A 22,635-nucleotide genomic window follows, 5' to 3' on the forward strand; every position below is an offset into this window, starting at 1 on the left:
CTCAGAACCTCCCGTCGCGCACCGCGAACTTGGTCGGCTTCCCGGACAGCGGCAGCCCGCGCGACAACCACTCGGCCTGCCAGGCGATCAGCGTGTCCAGCGGCACGTCCGGGTAGCCGAACAGGCCGTGGCAGCGGGAGGCGTCGTTCAGCAGCGCCGTGCCGCTCTCCCGGCCGGTGAAGGCCGCCTCGACGCCGAGGGCGGCGGCGATCCTGCCGGCGGTCCGCCGCACCGACGCCGTCTCGGGGCCGGTCAGGTTGAGCGTGAACGCCTCCGGGGCGCGCGCGTGCAGCAGGGAGCGCAGCGCGACCTCGTTCGCGTACCCCTGCCACACGACGTTGACGTGCCCGGTGGTGACGTCGACCGGCTCGCCCGCCGCCACCGCCGCGGCGATGTCGGCGATCACGCCGTAGCGCAGGTCCACCGCGTAGTTGAGCCGCAGGATCGCGACCCGGGTGCCGTACGCGGCGGCGGCGTGCTCGAAGACGCGTTCCCTGCCGAGGCAGCTCATCGCGTACTCGCCGACCGGCCCCGGCGGGTCCTCCTCCGCGCTGCCGCCGGAGGCGAGGTCCACCAGCGGGTACACGTTGCCGGTGGAGAAGGCGGCGATCGCCGAGTCGCGGTAGCGCCGCGCGACCGCCGCGGGCAGCGCCGCGTTGACCGCCCACGCCTGGTACGGCGCGGCCGACGTGCCGAACTTGGCGCCGACCATGAAGACGACGTTGGCCGCGTCGGGCAGCGCGGCGAGGTCGTCGCCGTCCATCAAGTCGTGGCGCACCACGTCGACGCCCTCGTCCGTCAGCGCCCGCGCGGCGTCGTCGTCGGACCAGCGCGAGACCGCGTACACGCGGGTGGAGCCGCGTCCGGCGGCGTCCAGGGCGCGCCGGGCCAGCCGGACCAGGCTCGGCCCCATCTTGCCGCCGGCGCCGAGGACGACGAGGTCGCCGTCGAGCCGGCCGGCGTCGGCGACCAGCGCGGCCGACGGGGTGGCCAGCCGGTCGTCGAGCTCCCGCTCAGAGGTGAACATGTGGCGCTCCTTCGTGGTGTGGCCGCCGGTAGCCCACGCCCAGCCCGTCGAGGAGCGGCAGGTGGGCGGTCAGCCGCCGGGTGAAGTCCCCGAGATCGCGGCCGGAGGACCAGGCGGCCTCGGCGACGGCGCAGAGCCGGGGGAAGGCGTTGTAGTCGAAACGTTCCCTCGTGGGGAGGTACTCGCCCCAGAGCTGGGCCTGCATGCCGAGGACTCGGTCCCCCGCGTCGTACCCGTAGACGGTCTCCAGCGGGAGCGGCCCGGCGATGCTGACCGGCTCGCCGGGGCCGTCCGACTCGGCGTAGTCGAGGTAGGTGTGCGTGTGCGGCGCCGCGACCACGTCGTGTCCCGCCCGCAGGACGGCCTCGACGCGGTCCACGCCCCGCCACGCCATGATCGCCATGTCCTCCGGCGGGTCGTGGTCGAGCATGTCGTCCCAGGCCACGGCGCGGCGGCCGAGCCCGCGCAGGTGGTCGGCGAGGAGCCGCCCCCACCAGCCGAGCAGCGCGGCCGGGCCGGAGAGCCCGGCGCTCGCCACCCGCCGCGCGGCCTCGGGGCTGGTGGCCCACTCGTCGCCGCGTACCTCGTCGCCCCCGATGTGGACGAACCGGGACGGGAACACCTCGCACAACTCGTCGAGCACGTCGCGGGCGAACCCGGCGGCGCGGTCGCTCACGTTGAGCACGTGCGTGGAGATGCCCCACGAGGTGCGGACCCGGACGGGCTCGGCGGCCGGGTGGCCGAGCCACGGGCAGGCGGCGATCGCCGCCTGGGAGTGCCCAGGGAACTCGATCTCGGGGACCACGGTCACGCCGCGGGCCGCCGCGTAGGCGACGAGGTCGCGCAGCTCCCGCTGGGTGTAGAAGCCGCCGTGCGGGGTCCCGTCGAACCTGCCGTCCCGCGCGTGGCCCGCCGGGGACTCGGCGCGCTGCGCCCCGACCGCGGTGAGCCGCGGGTGGGCGCGCACCTCGAACCGCCAGCCCTGGTCGTCTGTCAGGTGCAGGTGCAGCACGTTGAACTTGTGCAGCGCCAGCAGGTCCACGTACGCGCGCAGGAAGGAGACCGGCCGCCACCAGCGCGCGACGTCGATCATGACGCCGCGCCAGGCGTACCTGGGCACGTCGCGCACCGCGCAGCAGGGCACCCCGCCGGGCCCGCGGAGCTGGCGGAGCGTCTGGACGCCCCAGCGCAGCCCGGCGGCCCCGGCCGCGGCGATCGTGGCCCCTTCCGGGGTGACGGCGAGCGTGTACCCCTCGTCCCCGAGAGACGGGTCGTCCACGAGGCGGAGGACGATCTCCCCGGGGCCGTCGCCGTCCGGGGCCAGCCCGAGCAGGTCACGCGCGGTGGCGGCGTGCGGGCCGGTCACCCGCGCGCGCCGGTCCAGCGGGAACAGTCCCTCGCCGGGGGTGAACGAGGCGACCTGCGGGATCATCGCCCGAGCACCTCGCGGAAGGCGGCGAGCGCCTCGCCGACGGGTGGCGCGTCGGGGTACCACGCGCGCTCCCATTCGAGCGCGAGATAGCCGGAGTATGCGATCCGGTCCAGCTCGGCGAGCACGCCGGGCACGCCCACCGCGCCCTTCCCGGGCAGCACCGGCGCCAGGTCGGTGGGCGACGCCGCGTCCTTGATCTGCACGTGCCTCAGGTACGGCGCGAGCGCGTCCGCGGTGGCGTCCGCCGGCTCCCCCGCCCGCCACGGGTTGACCACGTCCCACAGCGCTCCGACGCGCGGCGAGCCGACCCCGGCCAGGACCCCGGCGATCGCCGCGCCGGTGAGGAAGACGTCGTGGGTCTCCAGCAGCACGTCGACGCCGTTGTCCGGGAGCCGCTCGGCCACCTCCGCGAGCCTCCGAGTCGCGGCGGCGGCCGGGTCGGCCTGCCCTTCGACGCCGCCGAAGACCCGCACGTACGGCGAGCCGAGCGCTTCGGCGATCTCCACGTGGCGCAGCACCTCGGCCACCGGGTCGCCGTCGGGCCGCGCGATCCTGGTGTAGGAGCAGACGGCGACGATCTCGACTCCGGCGGCGGCGAAGACGCGCGCGATCTCGCGCAGCTCTCCGGGGGGCGTGTCCGGCGAGATGATCTCGCCGTCGGCGCAGCGCAGCTCCACGCCGGCGCAGCCGTACCGGGAGGCGGTCGCGATGACGTCCCCGGCGGGGGCGCCGGGCATGCCGAGCGTGCTGAACGCGAGGGGGTTCACATCTGTCCCTTCACTGTGATGGCGGAGCCCTGACGGGATGACTCGTACATGGCGAGGGCGACGTCCAGGACCGACAGCGCGTACTCGGGGGTGACCTCGGGCGTGCCCTTCTCCGCGCAGGCCCGCGCGAAGTCGGCGAGCTGCGCGGCGAAGGCCGCGGCCATCTCGCCCGGCTCGGGCGCGGCCACCTGGGTGGCGACTCCTCGGCGGAAGGACCAGACGCCCTCGCCGCGGCTGATCCGTACCGCGCCCTCTCCGCACACGATCTCGGCCTCGTCCGTGAACGGCAGGCCGGTGCCGGTGACGGAGATCGTCGACCGCGTGCCGTCGGCGTGCCGCGCCAGGGCGACCGCCTCCGTCTCGACCGATCCGGCCGCGGGCGCGGAGGTGTGGGCGGTGACCTCGACGATCGGCGAGCCGACGAGCATCTGGAGCTTGTCGATGCTGTGGGTGCCGACGTTGAGGACGATGCCGCCTCCGGCCATGCCGGCGTCGAGGAACCAGCGGGGGCGCGACGGGTCGGCGTAGTCGGCGGTGCGCCGCTCCGAGGCCACCACGACGCCGCCCAGCTCGCCGGAGGCCAGATAGGCGGCCGCGGCGCGCAGCGTCGGGACGAAGCGCAGCACGTGCCCGACCGCGAACACGACGCCGGCGGCGCGGCAGGCGTCGATCATGCGGAGGGCGTCCTCGCGCGTGGTGGCGACCGGCTTCTCGACGAGGACGTGCAGCCCGGCCGCCGCCGCGTCGAGGGTGATCGGGGCGTGCAGGGCGTGCGGGACGGTGATCACGACCGCGTCGAGGCCGCCCGCGTCGATCATCGCCCGGTGGTCGGTGAAGACGCGGGCCCCGGCCTCGGCGGCGAGCTTCTCCGCCGCCTCGGCCCGCACGTCGCACACCGCGACGACCTTCGCCTGCCCGGCGACGCGGCGGGCGGCGGCCACGTGGAACTCCGCGATGGTGCCCGCGCCGATGACGCCCAGGCGCAGCCCGGATGATGTTGTCACGATTTCCTTTCCGGTTCGGATGGGGGCGCTTTCAGCCCTTGAGTCCCGCGGACATGGTTCCGCGGACGAAATAGCGCTGGGCCAGGACGAACACGACCAGCATCGGCAGCAGGCTCATCATCGCCGCGGCCGTGACGAGCTGGTCGTTCCCGACGAACTGGCCCTTCAGGCTCAGCACGCCGACGGGCAGCGTGTAGTTCTCGGGCGAGGTGAGATAGATGGTGGGTTCGAGCACGGCCTTCCACGACGTGGTGAACGTGAAGACCGCGAGCGTGGCCAGGGCGGGTTTGGCCAGCGGGAGGTGGATCCGCCAGAACACCTGCCAGGGGTTGGCGCCGTCGAGGCTCGCGGCCTCCTCGAAGTCCTTGGGGATGCCGAGGAAGGTCTGCCGCATCAGGAAGATCCCGATGGGCGTGGCCAGCCAGTACGGCACGATGAGCGGCGCCAGGGTGTCCAGCCAGCCCAGCGAGCGGAACAGCAGGAAGTTCGGCACGATCGTGATGACCGTCGGCAGCATCATCGTGCCGAGGGCCATGGTGAGCAGCGCCTGCTTGCCGGGCAGCCGCATCCTGGCCAGCGCGTGCCCGACCATGGCGCTGGTGAGCACGTTGCCGACCACGGCGAGCACCGCGATCACGATGCTGTTGGTCAGGTAGAGCCCGAACGGGGTGCGCCGCCACACCTCCGCGTAGTTGTCCCACTGGACCGGGTCGGGGATCCACGTCGGCGGCACCTGGATGTACTGCGCGAAGCTCTTGAGCGAGTTGCTGAGCGCGGCCACGAACGGCACCAGCATGACCAGCGCGCCCGCCGTGACCAGGACGTAGGAGAGGGTCTTACGCATAGTGCACCCATCTGCGCTGGAGCCGGAACTGCACCAGGGTGAGCGCGAGCACCAGCACGAACAGCACCCACGCGATGGCCGAGGCGTAGCCCATCTGGAAGAACTGGAAACCCTGCCGGTAGAGGTGGAGCACGGTCAGCTCGCTCGCCCCGTGCGGACCGCCGTCGGTCATCACGAAGACCTGCTCGAACGACTGCAGCGTCTCGATCGAGGTGAGCACGAGGACCAGGAACGTGGTGCCGGAGATGCCGGGCAGGGTGATGTACCGGAACCGGTTCCACGCGGACGCGCCGTCGATCTTCGCCGCCTCGTAGCGCTCCTCCGGGATGGCCTGCAGGCCGGCGAGGAAGAGCACCATCATGTAGCCGACGCCCTTCCACACCGCGACCGCCGCGAGTGTGGGGATGACCAGCGCCGGGTCCTGCAGCCAGTTCTCGGCGGGCAGCCCGAAGAAATCGAGCACCTGGTTGGCGAGGCCGGTCTGCGGGTTGAAGACGGCGTCGGCGACGTACGCGACGACCACCCATGAGGAGACGACCGGGACGAAGTAGGCGGCCCGGAACAGGGCCATGCCGCGCAGCCGCTGGTTGAGCGCGATCGCCAGGCCCAGGGCCAGGGCCGTCTGCGTCGGCACGAACAGCACGGCGAAGTACGCGGTGTTGCCGAGCGTCCGCCAGAAGACATCGTCGCCGAACATCCGGGTGAAGTTGCCGAACCCGACGAACCTCGGCTCGGAGACCAGGTCGTAGTCGGTCATGCTGAAGAACAGCGAGGCCAGCAGCGGCCAGGCGGCCAGCGCGACCAGGTGGAGCAGGTACGGCGAGGCGAAGGCGAACGCCCAGATCCGCTCCCCCGAGTGCCGTTTCGGGGCGGGCGGCCGCTGTTCGGCGGCCGCCTTCCCCGCTCTGCGCGTGAGTACCGTCACTGCGTCTGTCCCGCGTAGAAGCGGTCGATGACCTCCTGGGCCTCCTTCTGCCCGGTCGCGAGCGCGGTGTCGACGGGCGAGGTGCCCGACAGTCCCTCGTCGACCCGCTTGGCGAGGGCCTCGGTGTACTCCGACCACACGGCGTTGGCGCCGAGGTCGGTGGCCGCGTCGAGCGAGTCGAGGAACGCCTCGCGGCGGTCGGCGGGCAGGGCGGCGGAGGCGGCCTTCTTGTTGATCGGGATCGCCTCTCCCAGCTCGGCCCACTTGCTCTGCGGGCCCTCGCCGGAGAAGAAGGTGATCCACTTCCACGCCGCGTCGGCCTGCGCCGCCGAGGCCGCCTTGCTGACCACCCACGAGTTCACGATCGCGACGTTGCCGCGCCCGGCCGGGCCCTTCGGCATCGGCGCCACCCCGAAGTCGACGCCCGCGCTCACCGCGGGCAGGGTGCGGGCGTAGATCCCGTACGACATCGCGACCCGGCTGGTGGCGAACAGCGTGTGGACGACGCCCTTGCCGAGGCCCTGGGTGTACGCGTAGTCGGGGGCGAACCCGTCCTTGCCCATGGCGCCGAGCATCCAGTCGAGCGCGGCCTTCGACTGCGGGCTGTCGATCACCACCTTGCGGTTCTCGTCGGTGACGATGTCGCCGCCGAACGCCTTGATGATGGGCCACCAGCTCTCGGTGAAGCCCGGCGAGTAGGCGCGGAAGCCGTACGTGTCGGGTTTGCCGTCGCCGTTCGTGTCCTTGGTGAGCTTCTTGGCGGCGGCGGCCAGGTCGTCGTAGGTCCAGTCGGCGGTCGGCGCGTCCACCTTGGCGTCGGCGAAGAGCTTCTTGTTGTAGAAGAGCACCGGCGTCTGGGCGCCCTGCGGGAAGCCGTAGATCCGGCCCTTGGCGTCCCGGTTCAGCTCGATGCCGGAGTAGTCGTCGGCGTTCACGGTCTTGACCCGGTCGCTCAGGTCGGCGAGGGCGCCGCGGGCGGCGAACTCCTGCACGAGCACGCCGTCGGACAGCCACACCTGCGGCGCCTGCCCGCCCGCGATCTGGGTGCGCAGCTTCTCGAAGAACTTGACGTACGGCGCGACCTCGAGCTGCACCTTGATCGACGGGTTGGCGGCCGTGAACTCCTTGACGAGCTCCCGCATGGTCGTGTCGGCCGCGTCACCGGCGGCGGCGTAGAAACCGAGTCGCAGGGTGACCGCTCCCGAGTCGTCGGCCGCGCCGCCACATGACGCGGTGACTGCCACGGTGAGGACGGCCGCCGCGGCGGCGGCGAGCTTGCGCGCTCTCATTGGGGACCTCCAGCGGAAGGGGGGAAAGGGGGTGAGGATGACGGCCGGCGTCACCGGGGGACGCGGACCTCGACGAGGCCGCCGGCGGCGGCGCCGCAGGAGGCGCGCACGGCCAGGCGGGGCTGCAGCACGACACGGCAGACGGGGGCGGCGGAGCCGAGCTCGATCCTGCGGAGCAGGACCTCGGTCGCCATGCGGCCGACCTCCGCCTTGGGCGGCGACACCGCGGTGAGCGGCACCTCGGACAGGTCGGCGACCTCGTCGTCGTAGGCGACGACCGCGATGTCGTCGGGGACGGTCAGGCCGACCCGGCGCAGGTAGGGCAGGAGCGCGGTCGCCTCGCGGTCTCCGAGGCACACCACCGCGCGGACCTTCTCCGTCACGCAGGCGTTGGCGTACGCGAGCATGTCGGGCCCGGTCCAGACGGGCTGCCGCGCCACGGCCTCCGGGATCTCCGGCAGCCCCAGGTCGGCGACGGCCTGGCGGTATCCCGCGAAGACCTGCTCGGAGGTGGCGGTGCCGATCCGGCCGAGGTAGCCGATCCGGCTGCGGCCGAGCCCGTTGAGGTGCAGGACCGCCGCGTAGCCGCCGCCGTGCACGTCGGTGCAGACGTAGGAGGTCGGGTCGGCCGGGCGGGGGGCCTCCGGCCTCCGCTCCACCAGCACGTACGGCACCGGCAGCTCGGCGAGGCGGGCCAGGTGGGCGGCGGGGTCGGCGGCGAGGTGCAGGTTGGGCACCAGCAGCAGGCCCGCGACTCCGACGTCGACGAGCTGCTGGATCTGCGCGAGCTCGACGCCGGGATCGTAGTTGGAGCAGGCGAGCACGAGCTGGACTCCGGCGGCGGTGGCCGCCCGCTCGATGCCCTGGACGATCTGGGGGAAGTAGTAGGTGTTCGACGGGACGAGCGCTCCGATGAGCCGCGGCCTGGCTCCGGTGGTGGCGGAGGAGGTCACGAACGTGCCCGACCCCTGCCGCCGCCGGACGAGTCCCTCCTCGACCAGGAGGTCGACCGCGCGCCGGACGGTGTTGACCCCGACCGAGTAGGTCTGCGCCAGCTCGGCCTCGGTCGGCAGCCTGCCGCCGACCGGCCAGCGACCCTGCACGATCTCCTGCCGCAGGCGGGCGGCCAGGGTGCGGAATCGCCGTCCCCTTGGGAGGGAATTCATTCCATCGGGTGGCTCCATGACGGGATTCTTCTGGTCATATGTCGGTAATGTCAACCCTAAATTCACTCCCTATTTCGCCGTTAAAAGGAATGAATTCACGCCATTTCGGGGGCACGAAGGGCCGCCTCCGGCGGGAGGCGGCCCTTCCGCGCGCGGCGCGCCGGGCCCTTCGCGGGCAGGCGTCATCGACGGGCGGAGGCGGCCGGTGACGGGTCACCGGCGGCCTGCCCGGATCCGGGTGTGATCGCGATCGCCCGGCGGCGGCGCCCCGCGAGGGGGTCGCCGCCGCACTCATGCCGCTCCGGGCGTCACCAGCGGGCGGTGACGTCCCGGTCTCTGTCGTACGCGGCGGCCCAGTAGTGGCCGGGAGCGGTCAGGCGGTGGCCGGCGAACCCGACCTCGCCCGTCGGCTGCTTCAGCGCCTCCGAGGTCACGGTGGCCCAGCCGTCCGCGTTCGCCGTCACCGTCACGTAGCGGCCGGCCGAGAAGGTGAACCGGCCGCGCACGGTCGCGGCCACCGGCTCCCCGCTCTCCTTGTCCACGACGCGCAGCCGCGCCCGCGCGACGCCGCCCTCCACCGTGACGGCCATCGACTCCACCACCATCGGACGCAGGTCCGTGGTCCCGGTGGTCACCGTGACCGGGTCGGACGCGGGACCGCGGTGCCCGGCCACGTCCACCGGCACGATCCGGTACGTGTACGCGGTGCCGGGCAGCAGCCCGGCGTCGGTGTGGGTCAGGCCGCGCGCCCGGCCCGCGAGGGTGTCCGGCCCGGGGGTGAACGCCGGATCCGTCGATCGGTGCACCTCGTAGAAGCCGACCTCGGTGTCGTCGTGCGCCCTGCCGTAGGTCAGATCGACGGTGGCGTGGTCGAACGCGACCGCCTTCGGCGGCGAGCCGACCCCGGTGGGCGGCCCCGAGTCGGCGGGCGGCTCGGGCGACTTTCCGGACGGACCCCAGATCGTGGGCAGTTCCCGGTAGGAGTCGTAGTGGTGCAGCGCCACCCCGGCGAAGGCCGGGCTGCCGGAGAAGGCCTGGTAGACCTTCGCCAGCTCGGCCTCCATCGTGTCCCTGCCCTCCTCGCGGAAGGTGATGCTGGACGGGTCGCCGCTGGTGGCGATGTCGAGCGTCTCCACCCCGACCACCACGGACATCGGCTTGCCGATGCGCTCGGCGTAGGCGATCTCACCGGCCGCCTGCGCGATGATGCCGGCGCCGCCGTCCGCCTGGTCGCGATAGTCCATGATCGCGACGTAGTCCGCCATGTCCTGGATGTGCTCGGCCATCGTGCGGGTGGTCCCGCCGTAGGCGACGTCCGTGCAGCAGGCGGAGGTGTCCAGCCAGCGCGGCACGGCGGGGCCGAACAGCAGCGGCTGTCCGGACGCGTCCCTGCGGGCGATCATCGCCCGCAGGGTGTCCAGCCACTGGACCTGCACGTCCGGCTTGGCACTGTTGAACCACGGCAGGATGTACGGCTCGATGTCGACGTTGATCCCGTCGAAGCGCTCGTCCGGCGCCGACGAGAAGTTGTAGTCGAGGACCCGTTCCATCTCCCCGACGGCGCGGTCGCGATAGCCGGCGAGCGCCCCCAGGTAGGGCGGGCGCGTCCCGCCGGCCACCGTGGCGTGCACCTTCATGCCCCGGCGGTGCGCCCAGGCCACGAGGTCGCGCAGCTCCGGGCGCGCGTCCTCGATCATGTCGCGCCCCGCGTACGTGTCCACGCCCAGGTACATCGTCGAGCCGGGCGCGAGGACGGTCTCCAGCAGGCGGCGGGAGCCGGGGTTGAGCACCAGGTTGTAGGAGGCCTTCTCCCAGATCCACATCGCCCGGTCCTGCCGGTGCGGCACCGGGCGCTCCTTCTTCGCGGAGCCGAGCGCCACGTACGTGCTGGCCGACAGGGAGACGTGGCCGCGCGCGTCGACCGCCTCGGCCTCCAGGCTCGCCATCACGTCGCCGTACTTCGCCGGGTTCACCAGCGCGACGTACCGCCCCTTCGCGCCGGAGGCGCGCAGCCACGAGCCGCCGTTGACCCTGATCCGCACCGAGCGGACGTCCGATCCGGCGACGTTCACCCGTACGAGCGTCGGCCGGGTGAGCCGCGCTCCGTCGGCGGGCTCGGCGATCGACACCTTCGGCGCCCTGGCCCGCGGGTTGTCGACCTTGAGCCGCAGCGGCTCCGACCAGGTGCCGTACCGCGTCTCCGCCACCGTGGCCTTGGCGTAGACCTCGATCTCGCCGTCGATGTCGCTCGTGTCCAGGTCGTAGGTCCACGTCCCGGTGTCGTCGGCGTCCGGGTCGCTCACCCTGGCGCGCTCGATCCGCTCGCCGTTCACCACCACGTTCACGTCGTACGCGCCGGTGAAGCGCCCGGCGAGCCGTACGACGCCGGGGGCGGTCTCGGAGGAGTCGATCACCACCGACGGGGGATCCGCCGCGGCGGCCGGAACCGTCGGCATGACCGCCAGGGCGAGCACGAGCGCCCCGGCGGTCCTCAGAAGGCCAGCAGGCACAGGAATGCCACCTCCACAGGAATGAATTTAGGCCGGATTATGAAATATCCGTACAGATGAATCCGTGAGTTGGCGAAACCATAGCCCTCATACAAGGGGATAAAAATGGAATGAATTGCCACCCCGTCCTGCCTGCGCCTGCGCCCCCGCGACCGGACGGAACGGGACGGGGCGGCACGGCCTGCCCCGCCGCGCCGCCCCGTTCAACCCGGCGCCGATCACCCGGCGCCTGCGGCGTCTCCGGTGTCTCCCGTGCCGCCCGCGAGTCCGGGCTCATCGGGCTCTCCGGGCTCTCGGCGCTCTCCGGGATCTCGGCGCTCTCCGGGATCTCGGCGCTCTCCGGGATCTCGGCGCTCTCCGGCGGAGGGCGGCGTAGGCCGGCAGCTCTGCTCGCAACCGCCGAACCGGGCCGTGTCGATGGGGGTGAACGGTGTCGGCGGCACGCCCTTCAGCGCGCCCAGCATCGTGTCCTTCCAGATCGGGCCCGGGATCGTGGCGCCGAGGACCGCGCCGTAGTATCGGCCGCCGACGGTGACGCCGCGGACGGTGTGGGTCGGGTCGCCGACGTTCTCGCCCTTGCAGTTCTTGAACGCCGCGTAGTCGGGGGCGCGGTAACCGGCGCCGGCGGTGAAGCCGTCGTCCAGCCTCATGCCCTGGCGCAGCGCGGTGACGAGGGTGAAGGTCTTGAAGGTCGAGCCGGCCTGGAAGCCGGCCCCGCCCCCGTGCGCGACGTCCGCGACGACGTTGTAGGAGATCTCGCGCTTCGCCTCGTTCCGGCCGAAGCTCCGGCTGGCCGCCATCGCCCTGATCGCTCCGGTGCCGGGCTGGACGAGGGCTTCGGCCGCGACCGGGTCGTCGGACGCGTGGACCCACTTCCTGACCGCCCGGTCCGCCGCCGCCTGCATGCGGGGTCGATCGTGGTCCTGATCGTCAGGCCGCCGCGGTTGAGCAGCTCGCGACGCGCCTCGGGCGTCGCGCCGAAGTCGGTACTGTTCAGGATCTCGTTCCGGATATACAGGCAGAAGTACGGATAGACGCTTGTCTCGCAGCCGCCCGGCAGCGGCGTGCCCTTGTATCCGAGCTTGGCGGCCTTCGCCTTCGCCGCCTCGGCCCGGGTGATCCGGCCCAGCTCGGCCATCCGGTCCAGCACCACGTCGCGCCGCTTCAGCAGCCGCTCGCGCTGCTTGGCGCCCAGGTTGGGGTCGGTCGCGTTGGGATCCTGCACGGCTCCGGCCAGCGTCGCGGCCTGCGGCAGGGTGAGCTTGGACGCCGGGACGCCGAAGAACCGCCTGGCCGCCGCTATCGATATCTATTTCGGCATACTCCCTGTTCAGGCGAGCCACGCTCCGTTGAACTCCCCCTCATCAGCCGGGCGCTTCGCCCACCCGTCCGGGCCGCCCCGGGTACGACCGTTCGCGGGAGCGGGTCAGAGCACGGTCAGGCCGCGGGCCCCGAGGATCGCGGCGGCCTGGGCGGAGCTGATGACGGCGCCGGTGAGCGCGCGCAGCCGGCCGTCGTCGAGCTCGCCCAGATCGGCGCCGCGCAGGTCGGCCCGGGTGAACGTCGTGTCGACGAGCCGCGCCCGGGTGAGGCGGCAGTCCTGGAACACGGCTTCCGTGAAGTCGCAGGCGGCCAGGTTGGCCTCGTCCAGCCGGACGCCGTCGAGCTCCTGCTTGCGGAACGAGCACCCGGACAGGTCGGCCAGGGTGAGGTTGGAGCGGGAGACGCGGAAGGACGTCCCCCGGGCCCCGTTCAGCGCGGCGCCGATCATCCGGCATCCGGTGAAGCTCACGTCGGTCAGCAACGCGCCGCCGAACCGGGCGCCCGACAGATCGACGCCGCTGAACGCCGCGTCCGTCAGCTCCGCGCGGACGAAGGCGGTCCTGGCGCCCCCGCCGCCGGTGAAGCGGGCGCCTTCGAGGTCCGCGCCCCGGAAGTCGGTCTGTTCGAGGACGCAGCGTTCGAAGACGTGACCTACCAGGTCGGCCTCGCTCAGATCGGCCCGCGACAGGTCGCAGTCCCTGAAGACGTACGGCTCCGCGGCCAGCACGTCGGTGAGCGCCGTCTCGGAGAGGTCGAGGCCCTCGACGACCCGCTGCGTGGCGAGCAGTTCGGTCACGTCCACGCCGGACCCCCGATCCGGCGTCCCGCGGCGGTCCGCTGCGACGTGCCGCGTGACGGTTCGCGCCCGCGGTCGCCGGGGTGCGCGTCGCGACGAGATCTCATGCCTTTCACTCCCAACCTGTCGACGAACGGAACGGACGGGGCTACGCGGCGAAGGCCCGCACCAGGGTCTCGCCGAGAAGGCGGCCCGCCTCCTCCGGGCTTCTGCGTCCGGCGACGACCTCCTCGTTCGCGCCGAGAGCCAGCGCGCGGATCATCGCGTACGCCCAGTCCGGCGGCAGGCCGGGCCGGATCCGGCCGTGCTCGTGCGCGGCCGTGAGCCAGGCGAGCAGCGGCTCGTCCGGCGCGGGGTCCTTCAGGGGGTCCTCGACGACGAGGCCGCGGTGCGCGTCGAGGAAGCGGTAGCGCTCGCCGACCGCGACGATCCCGGGCCCGAGCCGGCGGAGGACCGCGGCGACCGTGCCGCCCTCGGCGACGGCCGAGGAGACGATCGCCCGCTGTTCCTCGACGACCACCGCGAAGAGCGCGCGCACGAGGTCCTCGCGCGCGGGGAAGTGCCGGTACACGGTGGTCCGGCCGACACCGGACGCGTCGGCGATCTCCTGGATGCTCGCGTCGGGCCGTCGGCTGAGCACGCGCATCGCCGTCGCCAGCACGGCGTCCCGGTTCCGCCTGGCGTCGGAACGAAGGGGCTGGTTCGTGTCGGTCATCGGAAACCTCCGAGGAAACCTCCGCCTTCAGGTGGAGGAGGAATCGCACTCCCTGCGGAGCAGGGCAAAGGTAGGCGATTCGCCGCAAGGCGAACCGGGAAGAAGCGGAACAGCCGAGTACCAATTGGTACGCGACTGTACCACTTATCGCGTCGCTCTCGCAGCGGCCTCCCCGTCGCCGGCCGGCGCGTCGTGACGCCTCTGCGGGCCGCCGCCGGTCACGGGACGGCCCCCGCGTCGCGCCGGGTGACCGCCCACAGGACGAGCGCGACCGAGCTGATCGCGGCGCCGAGGACGCACACGGCTCCCCAGCCGCGGGCGGCGTACAGGGCGGTGGAGGCGACGGCCCCGGCGGCGCTGCCGATCGAGTAGAAGACCATGTAGCCGCCGATGAGCCGGCCGCCCGCGTCGGGCCGGAGCGCGTAGATCATGCTCTGGCTGGTGACGTGCACCGCCTGCACGGCGAGATCGAGGACGAGCGCGCCGGCGACCAGCGCCCAGAGCGACCGGGGGACGAACGCGAGAGGCAGCCACGACGCGGCGAGCAGTGCCAGCGCGACGCCGGTGGTGCGCCCGCCGAGGCCGCGGTCGTGCAGGCGCCCGGCCGGGGCGGCGGCGAGGGCGCCGGCCGCGCCGACGAGCCCGAAGGCGCCGATGGCGGTGTGCGAGAGCGACAGCGGGGGCGCGCTCAGCGGCAGCGCGACGCTGCTCCACAGGGTGCTGAACGCGGCGAAGACGAGCAGGGCGAGCACGGCGCGGACCCGGAACACGGGCTCCCGGGCGAACAGGGCGAGCGTCGAGCGCAGCAGCCGGCCGTAGGTCATGCGAGCGGCGGGCGCGGCCTGGCTCGGCAGGGCGCGGCGCAGGGCCAGGCCGATCACGAGCGTGACGGCCGCGGACGCGAGGTAGACCGACCGCCATCCGGCGAGGTCGGCCAAGGTGCCGGAGACCGTGCGGGCGAGCAGGATGCCGACGACCACGCCACCGGTCACCTGCCCGACGACCCGCCCGCGACGTTCCGCCGGGGCCAGGGAGGCGGCGAAGGCCACCAGGGTCTGGGTCACGACGGCGAGGAACCCCACCGCGGCCGCGGCGGCGAGCAGGACGGGCGCCGCCGCGGCGGTGCCGACGGCGACCAGCGCGGCCGCGAGCAGGAGCGACTGCGTCACCACGAGCCGCCGCCGGTCGACCAGGTCGCCGAGCGGGACGAGGAGGAACAGCCCGAGCCCGTAGCCGATCTGCGTGAGGGTGACGACCGCGCCGACCGCCCCCTCCCCGATCGCGAAGGTACGGCCCAGCGTGACCAGGAGGGGGTGGGCGAAGTAGACGTTCGCGACCGCCGTCCCGCAGGCGGCGGCGAACAGCAGTGTGGTGCGGCGCGACGGCGTGGACTCGGGCGGCCCACTCCCCGGGGCCTCCGTCGCGGCCGCCCTTTCCGTCGTCTCGGCCGGGCACGTCACGTACGTCCTCCAAATGGTTGCAACTTGCTACTTCCTTGGACCATAGGGCGTATTGGTAGCATGTTGCAACCGGCCTGTGTGAGGGAGGACGCGATGGTCAGGCGCACACGCTTCGACGACAGCGACTGCCCGGTGGCCCGATCGGTGGACGCGATCGGCGACTGGTGGTCCCTGCTGATCGTCCGGGACGCGTTCGACGGCAGCCGCCGTTTCGGGGAGTTCCAGCGCAGCCTCGGCGTGGCCAAGAACATCCTCGCGGCGCGCCTGCGCGCGCTCGTCGACGGCGGGGTCCTCGACGTCGTCCCCGCGTCCGACGGCAGCGCCTACAACGAGTACGTCCTGACCCCCAAGGGGCGCGATCTCTTCAACGTCATCGTGGCGTTGCGGCAGTGGGGCGAGGCCCACTTCTTCACCTCGGGCGAGCCGCATTCGGAGCTCGTCGAACGCGGCACCGGGCGCCCGCTGCGGCCGCTGGAGGTCCGCTCGGCAGACGGCCGGCCGATCGGCCCCGACGACACGGTGGTGCACAAGATCGACCGCTCGCTCCCGGCCTGACGGGAGCCGCCGGGTCGGCCGGACGCGGCGCCGGGTGTGTCGCGGCCAAGCAGGGGTGGGCGGTGCGATGGAGAACCGGCCGCCCCCCACGTGAACGCATCGCGGCAGAGCAGGCGGGCAGGCCTCTCGGTGGGGCCTGCCCGCCTCGTCGCCGCGTTCAGGCGGCTCGCAGCAGCTCGGCCAGGTCGGCGGGCATCGGCATCGGCTCGGTGAGGGCGACACCGGCGCGGCCGGTGTTGCCCTCCGGATAGCGGCCGAGCGCGGAGCCGGGCGCGGCGACGATGATGCGCACCACCTGGCCGAGCGCCTCGCGCCGGTCCCGCTGGGCGACGGCCAGGGCGAACATGGCGATGTGGTTGCGGGTGTGCGGCCAGGGCCAGGGCTGGGACAGGATGTGCGCCCGCTCCAGGTGCCGCCACCGGGCCGGGGCGTCGATGGCGGAGCGGGCGGCGCGCATCTCGGCGCGGTAGGCGGCCCGTACGTGGGCGGGCATCGGGCGGCCGATCAACGGGAGTCCCCCAAGCGCTCATCTGAAGAGCTGTTCATATGTACAGAATAGTGAAGGATGATCGTGCGCTGTCAATTCCTTCGCCTACGGCACTCATCGCCACGCCACCCCCTCGGCCCCGGAAGGAGGCCCGGCGGCCAGGGGCGATCGAGGGCGGGCCACTAGACTTCCCATACGACGACAAACAGGACACTTCTCCGCGACGGCGGGTACGGCGCGCCGTGCCGCCCGCGCGGGAGACAGCGGACGAGCTGAGCCCTCTCACGACTCCGAACTCCCACGACGCGGAGCGGTGCCCGGGTCCTCGGCTTCACCACGGAGGCTCGCCGTGCGCTCTGTCGGCCTGGTCCTGCACCCCCGGCGCGACTGCGCCGAAGCGGTCACCGCGATCCTGGAATGGGCCGCCCGCAGGGACGCCCTGGTCCTCGGCATCGATGACGAGGTACGACGGCTCGGCGGCGCGGTGATCCCGGTGCCCGCCGAGCAGCTCGGCCCGCGTTCGGAACTCGTCGTCAGCCTCGGCGGGGACGGCACCATGCTCAGGGCCATGCGGCTGGCCGACCGGCAGTGTGCCCCGGTCCTCGGCGTGAACGTGGGCAAGCTCGGGTTCCTGGCCGAGGTCGACGTGCCCGACCTGGCCGGAGCGCTCTCGGCCATCGACGCCCATCGATTCACCATCGAGCCCCGGGTGGCCGTCGACGCCGTCCTGGACTCCCGCCTCGTCACCGCATTCAACGACGTCGCGGTGGTGCGGGTCCCCGGCAACAAGACCGCCGTCGTCGCGGTGCGCGTCGACGGCCGGCCGTTCATCGGCTACGCGGGAGACGCCGTCATCGTCGCCACCACGACCGGGTCGACCGCGTACAGCTTCTCCGCCGGGGGCCCGATCGTGAACCCCGAGATCGAGGCCCTGCTGGTGACCCCCGCCTCCCCGCATTCCGCGCACAACCGCGGCGTGGTGTTGTCCCTGCGCGACACCGTCGAGCTGGCCGTGCTCCCGGCCAGCGGCCGGCTCGCCGTCGAGGTCGACGGCAACGTCGCCGGGCACGTCGGCCCCGGAGAGTGCATCGGCATCCAGCCCCGGCCCGCCGCCGCGCACGTCGTCCGGCTCGGCCTCACCACGTTCTACGAGCGGGTACGCAGGAAGCTCAGCCTCACCGACTCCCCCGAGATCCTGGCGATCCCGCCGGACTCACCGGACGTCGGCTGACCCGCCCCCGCCCCCGGAAGAGGCCCGGGGACGGGGCGGGGCGCCGTCACGCGGTGACCCGGTCCAGCAGTTCGAGGAGGTGGTGGTAGGTCTCGCCGGTGGCGCGGGTCAGGCCGATCTCGCAGGTCCGGTTGACCGACGCGTGCGCGGCGAAGCCGCCGCGCGCCACCGACTCCGCCTCCGCGCGGGTGGCGGAGGCGGTCAGCTCCGGATGCAGCAGGCCGCGGTCGCCCGCGAAGGCGCAGCACTGCCAGCCCTCGGGCACGACGACCCGCTCGGCCACCGCCTCGGCGATCCGCGTGATCGCGGCGTCCAGGCCGAGGCGGGTCGAGGAGCACGTGGGGTGCAGGGCGAGCGACGGGATCCGGCGCCCCTCGGGCAGCCGCGGCAGGACGTGCTCGGCCACGAAGGCCACCGCGTCGAGCACCCGCACCTCGGGCTGGACGGCGGCGGCGAGCCGCTCGAACCCCTCCGTGCAGGAGGCGGCGTCGCTGACGACCGGGATCCGGCCGCCGTCGGTGGCCGCCACGAGCGTCTCCCGCACCCGGCGGCGCATCGCCTCGTACCCGCCGGTGAACCCCTTGGACGACCACGGGGTGCCGCAGCAGAGGTTCGCCACCTGCTCGGGGACACGCAGCCGCAGGCCCGCCCGCTCGGCGAGCCGCGGCAGCGAGGCCATGACGCCCGGACCGCCCTCGGCGGGGGCGAACAGGGTGTTCAGGCAGGACGGGACGTAGACCGCGTCCGGCGACTCGGCGGGGGCGGCGCGCCGGGGCGTGCCGCCGCGCGGCAGGTCGCGGCTCCACTGGGGGACGGCGTCGGGCCCGGCGACCGCGCGGGCCGCCCGGCTGGCGCCTTCGGCGAGCCCGGGCGGGGCCGCCGCCGCCGCGTCCATGGCCAGGTTCATGGCCCGGGTGACGCCGTCCCAGTGCTTGGCGGCGGCCGTCCAGCCCGCCCGCGCCGCGCGTCCGTGGCGCTCGGCGCGCAGCCGCTTGGTCAGGTCGCCGGTGTTGATGAACACCGGGCAGGCCGTGGCGCACATGCCGTCCACGGCGCAGGTGTCCACGGCGTCGTAGCCGTACTCCTCCTCCAGCGTCCGCGCGAGCGCGTGGTCGCCGGCGGCGTGGGCGGCGGCCAGTTCGCGGCGCAGCACGATGCGCTGGCGCGGGGTCGTGGTGAGGTCCCGGCTCGGGCAGACGGGCTCGCAGTAGCCGCACTCCACGCACCGGTCGACCTCGGGCTCCACCGTGGCGACGGGCTTGAGGTCGCGCAGGTGCGCGCGCGGGTCGTCGGTGAGGAGCACGCCCGGGTTGAGCACCCCGGCCGGGTCGCACAGGCGCTTGACCTCGCGCATCACCTCGTACAGCTCCTCGCCGTACTGGCGGCGGACGTACGGGGCCATGACCCGGCCGGTGCCGTGCTCGGCCTTCAGGGTGCCGCCCCTGTCGAGGACGGCCTGGACCATGTCCTCGGTGAAGTCGGCGTACCGCCCCAGGTCGGTGCCGAAGTGCTCGTTGAGCATGAAGTGCAGGTTGCCGTCCTTGGCGTGGCCGAAGACGACGCTGCGCTCGTAGCTGTACCGGGCGAACAGCCCCGTCAGGTCGTCGCAGAGGTCGGCCAGGGCGGGCACGGGCACGGCGACGTCCTCGAGCAGGGCGGTGGTGCCGCTGGGACGGGCTCCGGCGACGGAGGCGTACAGGCCCTTGCGGATGTGCCACAGCGCCGCCCGGCCCCCCGTGTCCCTGCTGAGGCGGGCCGGGGCGGCCAGCTCCAGCTCGGCGAAGATCCGCTCGGCGTCCCGTTCCCGCGCGGCGAGCGGCTCCGGGTCCGATTCCTGCCACTCCACCAGCAGCGCCGCGTGCGCCTCGACCGCGAGCGTACGCAGGACGTGGTCGGCCTTCGGGTCGGTCTGGGCGACCCGCAGGGACTCGGCGTCCAGCAGCTCGACGGCGGCGGGACGGGCCGCGACGATCTCGGGCATGGCCGCCATCGCCCCGCGCAGCGTCGGGAAGACGAGCAGGCCGGTCGCGGCGATGCGGTGGGCGGGCACGGTGCGGAAGACCGCCTCGGCCACGAAACCGAGGGTTCCCTCGCTGCCGACGACCAGGTGGGCGAGGATCTCCGCCGGGGTGTCGTGGTCGAGGAAGCTGTTGAGCCCGTACCCCATGGTGTTCTTCAGGGAGAACTGGGCCTTGACGCGGCGCGCCGACTCGGGGTTGCCGCGGACGCGGTCGCGCAGCCGTTCCAGGCCCTCCGCCAGCTCCGGCTCCAGGGCGCGCAGTCGGGCGTCCGCGTCGGGGGCGGCGGTGTCGATCACCGTGCCGCTCGGCAGCACGAGGACCATCGACTCCAGGGTCCGGTAGGTGTTGGCGTGGGTGCCGCAGGTCATGCCGCTGGAGTTGTTGGCGACGACCCCGCCGATCGTGCAGGCCGACTCGCTGGCCGGGTCCGGCCCCAGCTTGCGGCCGTACGCGGCGAGCCGGGCGTTGACCTGGCGCAGCACCGCGCCGGGCTGCACCCGCACCCGCTCGCCGCCGTCCAGCACCTCGATGCCGCGGAAGTGGCGGCGGGTGTCCACGAGCAGGTGCTCGCTGACGCCCTGCCCGCTCAGACTGGTGCCGCCGGAACGGAAGGTGAGCGGCAGGCCGGTCCGCATCAGCGCCGCGACCTGCTCGGCGCTCTCGGGGACCAGGACCGCCTGCGGGGTCAGCAGGTAGTGCGAGGCGTCGTGGGCCATGCCCAGCCGGTCGCTCGCCCGCGTACGCGTGATCCCCGGGGCCGCGGCCTCCACGGCCGACAGGACGGCGGGGTCGGGCGGGGTCAGCCGTCGCGGTCTTTCCGAGTGGGTGACGCTCATGCTCTCTTCGTTCGTCTGGAGTTCGTCTGGCGGCCGCCGGCCCGCCGTGCCTGCCGGCGCCGGTCCACCGTCCGGGATTCGCCGGCGGCGCCGGTCCGCCTCCCTGCGGGCGCGGGTCGATCGTAGATCTTCGGGCCGGGGACGGCATCCCCCGGTCCAGGTCCCGCGTCCCCGGCCCCGCGTCGGGCGACCCGCGGTCCGGGTCCGGCCCGCCGCCGACCGGTACACGGCGGCCCCGCGGCGCGCTTCGGCGGCGGGCGGTGTGCGGAGCGGGACCGTCCGGCGTCGCTCTGGCCGTCCGGACCGGGGCCCGTGGAGGCGGCCGACGCCGGGTGCGGTCATCGAGTGCGCGGTCGCCCGCACCGGGCGGCGCCTGGAACCCGCGAGCGCACCCAGAGTACCCGCTATGTCGGATTCAACCGGCTAACGCATGAATCCCTTGATCATCGCGCGACTCCGCTCCCGCTCCGGCCGTCGCCCGGCTTTCCGCACCCGCGGGATGCACCTCACCCTCGACCGCAGCAGTCGGCGCGGACATCCTCACGCCGGCCCTCCAGCATCAGGTCTGGGCGGATCTCCAGGACTCCACCGTCGCTTCGGCGATGGCTTTGATGCGGTCCCCGTATGCCAGATGTCCGTCGGACACGAAGCTGTCGTCCCTGAACGGCAACCCGCTGAACGAAGCGCGGAAGTGGCTGGGGGGTTCCCCCTGCGGGAGCGGTGCGTATGCCGCCAACGGTGCCATGTCGTAGCCCAGCCGTGCTCGGTGGTTGTTCCGTGCCACCTGATGAGCCGCCAGGCGGAGCAGTGCGTCGAGGCCCTGATCCACGTAGAGCTGCAGCTGGCGAAACTGGTTGTCGAGGTATTTCTCATGAGCAAGGGAAGGATGCTGCAGGAGATACGTCAAGACCACGGGCGCGTGCCATCTGTACATCTGCGGATCGGACTGCTCCTCGGCCAGGATCCCGTGGTAATAGTCCACGCATGTGCCCAGTGGGCCGGCCGTCGCACCGCAGTCGCACCGACCCGTGATGTGGATGTTCGCCATGGGCTGCAACATAGGTAACCGGCACCGACCTTGGCGATGGATTATCGGCGCCGTCTCATGCCCTGCCGCACTAAGGTCCTGTTGGCCATGAGGTCTGGCAGACCACGAAGTGCAGCTGGAGTGTCAGAAGCTGCCTGAGCCGTGATCCTGCACGGCGACCGCCAAGGGTCAGGGGCGGGCGGCGGCGTCGGTCCTGGCCTCGATGGCCCGCAGCACCGCCACCATGTCGGAGCCGCCGTGCCCCAGGGCCACGGTCTCGGCGTAGAGGGCGTGGCAGACGTCCAGCAACGGCGAGGCCAGGTCGCGCTCGCGCGCCGCCTCGGCGATCAGGCGGTTGTTCTTCAGCACGTCCAGGGCCGCCGCCTGCACGGCGAAGTCGCCGTCCATCAGCTTGGGGGCCTTCATCCGGGACACGCCGCTCGCCATCGGACCGGCGTCGAGCACGTCGAGGAACTGCCGCCGGTCCAGCCCGTACCGGTCGGCGAAGTGGTACGCCTCGGTGAGGCCGGTGATTAGGGTGATCAGGAACAGGTTCACCGAGAGCTTCATGACGAGCGCGTTCGGGACCGGTCCGCAGACGAACGACTCGTGGCACATCGGCCGGAGCAGCGGGCGCACCTCCTCCACGGCCGCGCGTTCCCCGGCCAGCATCGCCACGAGCCGGCCCGCCTCCGCGGGCTCCCGCGAGCCCGAGACCGGGGCCTCGACGTAGCGGCCGCCCGCCGCGCGGACGTCGGCTTCCAGGCCGCGGGAGTAGCCGGGTGACGTCGTCCCCATGTGGACGATCGTGCGCCCCGCGACGTTCGCCGCGAACCGCGGCGTGCCGCGGCCGAGGACGGAGTCGACGGCGGCGCCGTCGGCCAGCATGAGGATCACGACGCGGGCCCGATCGAAGACCTCGCGCGGACCGTCCGCCACGGCCGCGCCGGCCGCGCGCAGCGGTTCGCTCCTGGCCGTGGTGCGGTTCCAGACCACGGTCGCCGTTCCGGACCGGGCGAGGTTGAGCGCCATCGGCAGTCCCATGACACCGAGGCCGATGAAACCCACGTCCACCGCGAACCGCCTCCTCGCCTCCGTGAGGGCCCGGGACCGCGGATCACCGGCCGCGGACTATGACAGTCGTCATAGTAGACGGGTGTATGACAATCGTCATAGAGGGTTCGCCCGCGCTGTACGGCAGGGGCGGGCGCGTTCCACGT

The 22,635-nt window shown here is 73.1% G+C and carries 19 protein-coding genes and 1 pseudogene; 2 read left to right on the forward strand and 18 right to left on the reverse strand.

Annotated elements, in window-relative coordinates; translation table 11 throughout:
* Position 1: 1 nt before the first annotated feature.
* The 14 genes and pseudogenes from AWQ70_RS19080 to AWQ70_RS19140 form a co-directional block, all read right to left on the reverse strand.
* Positions 2–1,027, reverse strand: a complete 1,026-nt coding sequence (locus AWQ70_RS19080; protein WP_067177883.1) for an NAD-dependent epimerase/dehydratase family protein — start codon at positions 1,025–1,027, stop codon at positions 2–4.
* Positions 1,014–2,459: a beta-N-acetylhexosaminidase gene (locus tag AWQ70_RS19085; RefSeq protein ID WP_067177885.1), complete on the reverse strand. Its 1,446-nt coding sequence runs from the start codon at positions 2,457–2,459 to the stop codon at positions 1,014–1,016. The genes AWQ70_RS19080 and AWQ70_RS19085 overlap by 14 nt, the downstream gene beginning before the upstream one ends.
* On the reverse strand, positions 2,456–3,226 hold the full coding sequence (locus AWQ70_RS19090) for a sugar phosphate isomerase/epimerase family protein (RefSeq protein WP_084517386.1): 771 nt from the start codon (positions 3,224–3,226) through the stop codon (positions 2,456–2,458). The genes AWQ70_RS19085 and AWQ70_RS19090 overlap by 4 nt, the downstream gene beginning before the upstream one ends.
* Positions 3,223–4,230 carry a Gfo/Idh/MocA family protein gene (locus AWQ70_RS19095; RefSeq protein WP_084517388.1) on the reverse strand — a complete coding sequence of 336 codons (1,008 nt, stop codon included), beginning with the start codon at positions 4,228–4,230 and terminating at the stop codon, positions 3,223–3,225. The genes AWQ70_RS19090 and AWQ70_RS19095 overlap by 4 nt, the downstream gene beginning before the upstream one ends.
* Before the next feature lie 31 nt (positions 4,231–4,261).
* Positions 4,262–5,074, reverse strand: coding sequence for a carbohydrate ABC transporter permease (locus AWQ70_RS19100; RefSeq protein ID WP_067177890.1), 813 nt, complete (start codon positions 5,072–5,074; stop codon positions 4,262–4,264).
* Complete coding sequence (locus tag AWQ70_RS19105; RefSeq protein WP_067177892.1) at positions 5,067–5,999, reverse strand: carbohydrate ABC transporter permease; 933 nt, start codon at positions 5,997–5,999, stop codon at positions 5,067–5,069. The genes AWQ70_RS19100 and AWQ70_RS19105 overlap by 8 nt, the downstream gene beginning before the upstream one ends.
* Positions 5,996–7,288 carry an extracellular solute-binding protein gene (locus AWQ70_RS19110; RefSeq protein ID WP_067177895.1) on the reverse strand — a complete coding sequence of 431 codons (1,293 nt, stop codon included), beginning with the start codon at positions 7,286–7,288 and terminating at the stop codon, positions 5,996–5,998. The genes AWQ70_RS19105 and AWQ70_RS19110 overlap by 4 nt, the downstream gene beginning before the upstream one ends.
* Before the next feature lie 50 nt (positions 7,289–7,338).
* On the reverse strand, positions 7,339–8,454 hold the full coding sequence (locus tag AWQ70_RS19115; RefSeq protein ID WP_218004586.1) for a GntR family transcriptional regulator: 1,116 nt from the start codon (positions 8,452–8,454) through the stop codon (positions 7,339–7,341).
* A 308-nt stretch (positions 8,455–8,762) separates the two neighbouring features.
* A complete protein-coding gene (locus tag AWQ70_RS19120; protein ID WP_157530174.1) occupies positions 8,763–10,964 on the reverse strand; it encodes an Ig-like domain-containing protein in 2,202 nt (733 codons plus the stop codon).
* Between the two features lie 218 nt (positions 10,965–11,182).
* A complete protein-coding gene (locus tag AWQ70_RS41310) occupies positions 11,183–11,869 on the reverse strand; it encodes a penicillin-binding transpeptidase domain-containing protein (protein ID WP_067177902.1) in 687 nt (228 codons plus the stop codon).
* 290 nt (positions 11,870–12,159) lie between these two features.
* A pseudogene (locus tag AWQ70_RS42260) lies at positions 12,160–12,273 on the reverse strand (transglycosylase domain-containing protein); the annotation flags it as partial.
* Between the two features lie 117 nt (positions 12,274–12,390).
* Positions 12,391–13,089 carry a pentapeptide repeat-containing protein gene (locus AWQ70_RS19130; RefSeq protein ID WP_084517390.1) on the reverse strand — a complete coding sequence of 233 codons (699 nt, stop codon included), beginning with the start codon at positions 13,087–13,089 and terminating at the stop codon, positions 12,391–12,393.
* A 142-nt stretch (positions 13,090–13,231) separates the two neighbouring features.
* Complete coding sequence (locus tag AWQ70_RS19135; protein ID WP_067177904.1) at positions 13,232–13,798, reverse strand: TetR/AcrR family transcriptional regulator; 567 nt, start codon at positions 13,796–13,798, stop codon at positions 13,232–13,234.
* A 218-nt stretch (positions 13,799–14,016) separates the two neighbouring features.
* Positions 14,017–15,258, reverse strand: a complete 1,242-nt coding sequence (locus AWQ70_RS19140; protein WP_084517392.1) for an MFS transporter — start codon at positions 15,256–15,258, stop codon at positions 14,017–14,019.
* Between the two features lie 93 nt (positions 15,259–15,351).
* Between AWQ70_RS19140 and AWQ70_RS19145 the strand changes: the two genes are divergently transcribed.
* On the forward strand, positions 15,352–15,813 hold the full coding sequence (locus tag AWQ70_RS19145) for a winged helix-turn-helix transcriptional regulator (protein WP_067177906.1): 462 nt from the start codon (positions 15,352–15,354) through the stop codon (positions 15,811–15,813).
* A 157-nt stretch (positions 15,814–15,970) separates the two neighbouring features.
* Here the strand turns inward: AWQ70_RS19145 and AWQ70_RS19150 are convergent, their stop codons facing one another.
* Entirely contained in the window at positions 15,971–16,306 is a 336-nt protein-coding gene (locus tag AWQ70_RS19150) for a DUF3703 domain-containing protein (RefSeq protein WP_067178075.1), read from the reverse strand.
* A 343-nt stretch (positions 16,307–16,649) separates the two neighbouring features.
* Here AWQ70_RS19150 and AWQ70_RS19155 point away from each other — a divergent pair, with 343 nt between their 5' ends.
* A complete protein-coding gene (locus AWQ70_RS19155; RefSeq protein WP_067177908.1) occupies positions 16,650–17,531 on the forward strand; it encodes an NAD(+)/NADH kinase in 882 nt (293 codons plus the stop codon).
* 46 nt (positions 17,532–17,577) lie between these two features.
* Here AWQ70_RS19155 and AWQ70_RS19160 read toward each other — a convergent pair whose 3' ends face one another.
* The 3 genes from AWQ70_RS19160 to AWQ70_RS19170 form a co-directional block, all read right to left on the reverse strand.
* A complete protein-coding gene (locus tag AWQ70_RS19160) occupies positions 17,578–20,388 on the reverse strand; it encodes an FAD-binding and (Fe-S)-binding domain-containing protein (RefSeq protein WP_067177911.1) in 2,811 nt (936 codons plus the stop codon).
* 559 nt (positions 20,389–20,947) lie between these two features.
* Positions 20,948–21,436: a DUF5946 family protein gene (locus AWQ70_RS19165; RefSeq protein WP_157530175.1), complete on the reverse strand. Its 489-nt coding sequence runs from the start codon at positions 21,434–21,436 to the stop codon at positions 20,948–20,950.
* 168 nt (positions 21,437–21,604) lie between these two features.
* Complete coding sequence (locus tag AWQ70_RS19170) at positions 21,605–22,489, reverse strand: NAD(P)-dependent oxidoreductase (protein WP_067177915.1); 885 nt, start codon at positions 22,487–22,489, stop codon at positions 21,605–21,607.
* Between the last annotated feature and the right edge of the window lie 146 nt (positions 22,490–22,635).

The organism is Microtetraspora niveoalba, from assembly GCF_001570405.1.
Classification (GTDB): Bacteria; Actinomycetota; Actinomycetes; order Streptosporangiales; family Streptosporangiaceae; genus Microtetraspora; species Microtetraspora niveoalba.

Excerpts from the sequence above, each read along its gene's own strand:
- AWQ70_RS19160 (WP_067177911.1), bottom strand. The coding sequence starts at position 20,388 with ATGAGCGTCACCCACTCGGAAAGACCGCGACGGCTGACCCCGCCCGAC.
- AWQ70_RS19110 (WP_067177895.1), bottom strand. The coding sequence starts at position 7,288 with ATGAGAGCGCGCAAGCTCGCCGCCGCCGCGGCGGCCGTCCTCACCGTG.
- AWQ70_RS41310 (WP_067177902.1), bottom strand. The coding sequence starts at position 11,869 with ATGCAGGCGGCGGCGGACCGGGCGGTCAGGAAGTGGGTCCACGCGTCC.
- AWQ70_RS19085 (WP_067177885.1), bottom strand. The coding sequence starts at position 2,459 with ATGATCCCGCAGGTCGCCTCGTTCACCCCCGGCGAGGGACTGTTCCCG.
- AWQ70_RS19165 (WP_157530175.1), bottom strand. The coding sequence starts at position 21,436 with ATGGCGAACATCCACATCACGGGTCGGTGCGACTGCGGTGCGACGGCC.
- AWQ70_RS19115 (WP_218004586.1), bottom strand. The coding sequence starts at position 8,454 with ATGAATTCCCTCCCAAGGGGACGGCGATTCCGCACCCTGGCCGCCCGC.
- AWQ70_RS19145 (WP_067177906.1), top strand. The coding sequence starts at position 15,352 with ATGGTCAGGCGCACACGCTTCGACGACAGCGACTGCCCGGTGGCCCGA.
- AWQ70_RS19080 (WP_067177883.1), bottom strand. The coding sequence starts at position 1,027 with ATGTTCACCTCTGAGCGGGAGCTCGACGACCGGCTGGCCACCCCGTCG.
- AWQ70_RS19135 (WP_067177904.1), bottom strand. The coding sequence starts at position 13,798 with ATGACCGACACGAACCAGCCCCTTCGTTCCGACGCCAGGCGGAACCGG.
- AWQ70_RS19150 (WP_067178075.1), bottom strand. The coding sequence starts at position 16,306 with ATGCCCGCCCACGTACGGGCCGCCTACCGCGCCGAGATGCGCGCCGCC.
- AWQ70_RS19100 (WP_067177890.1), bottom strand. The coding sequence starts at position 5,074 with ATGCGTAAGACCCTCTCCTACGTCCTGGTCACGGCGGGCGCGCTGGTC.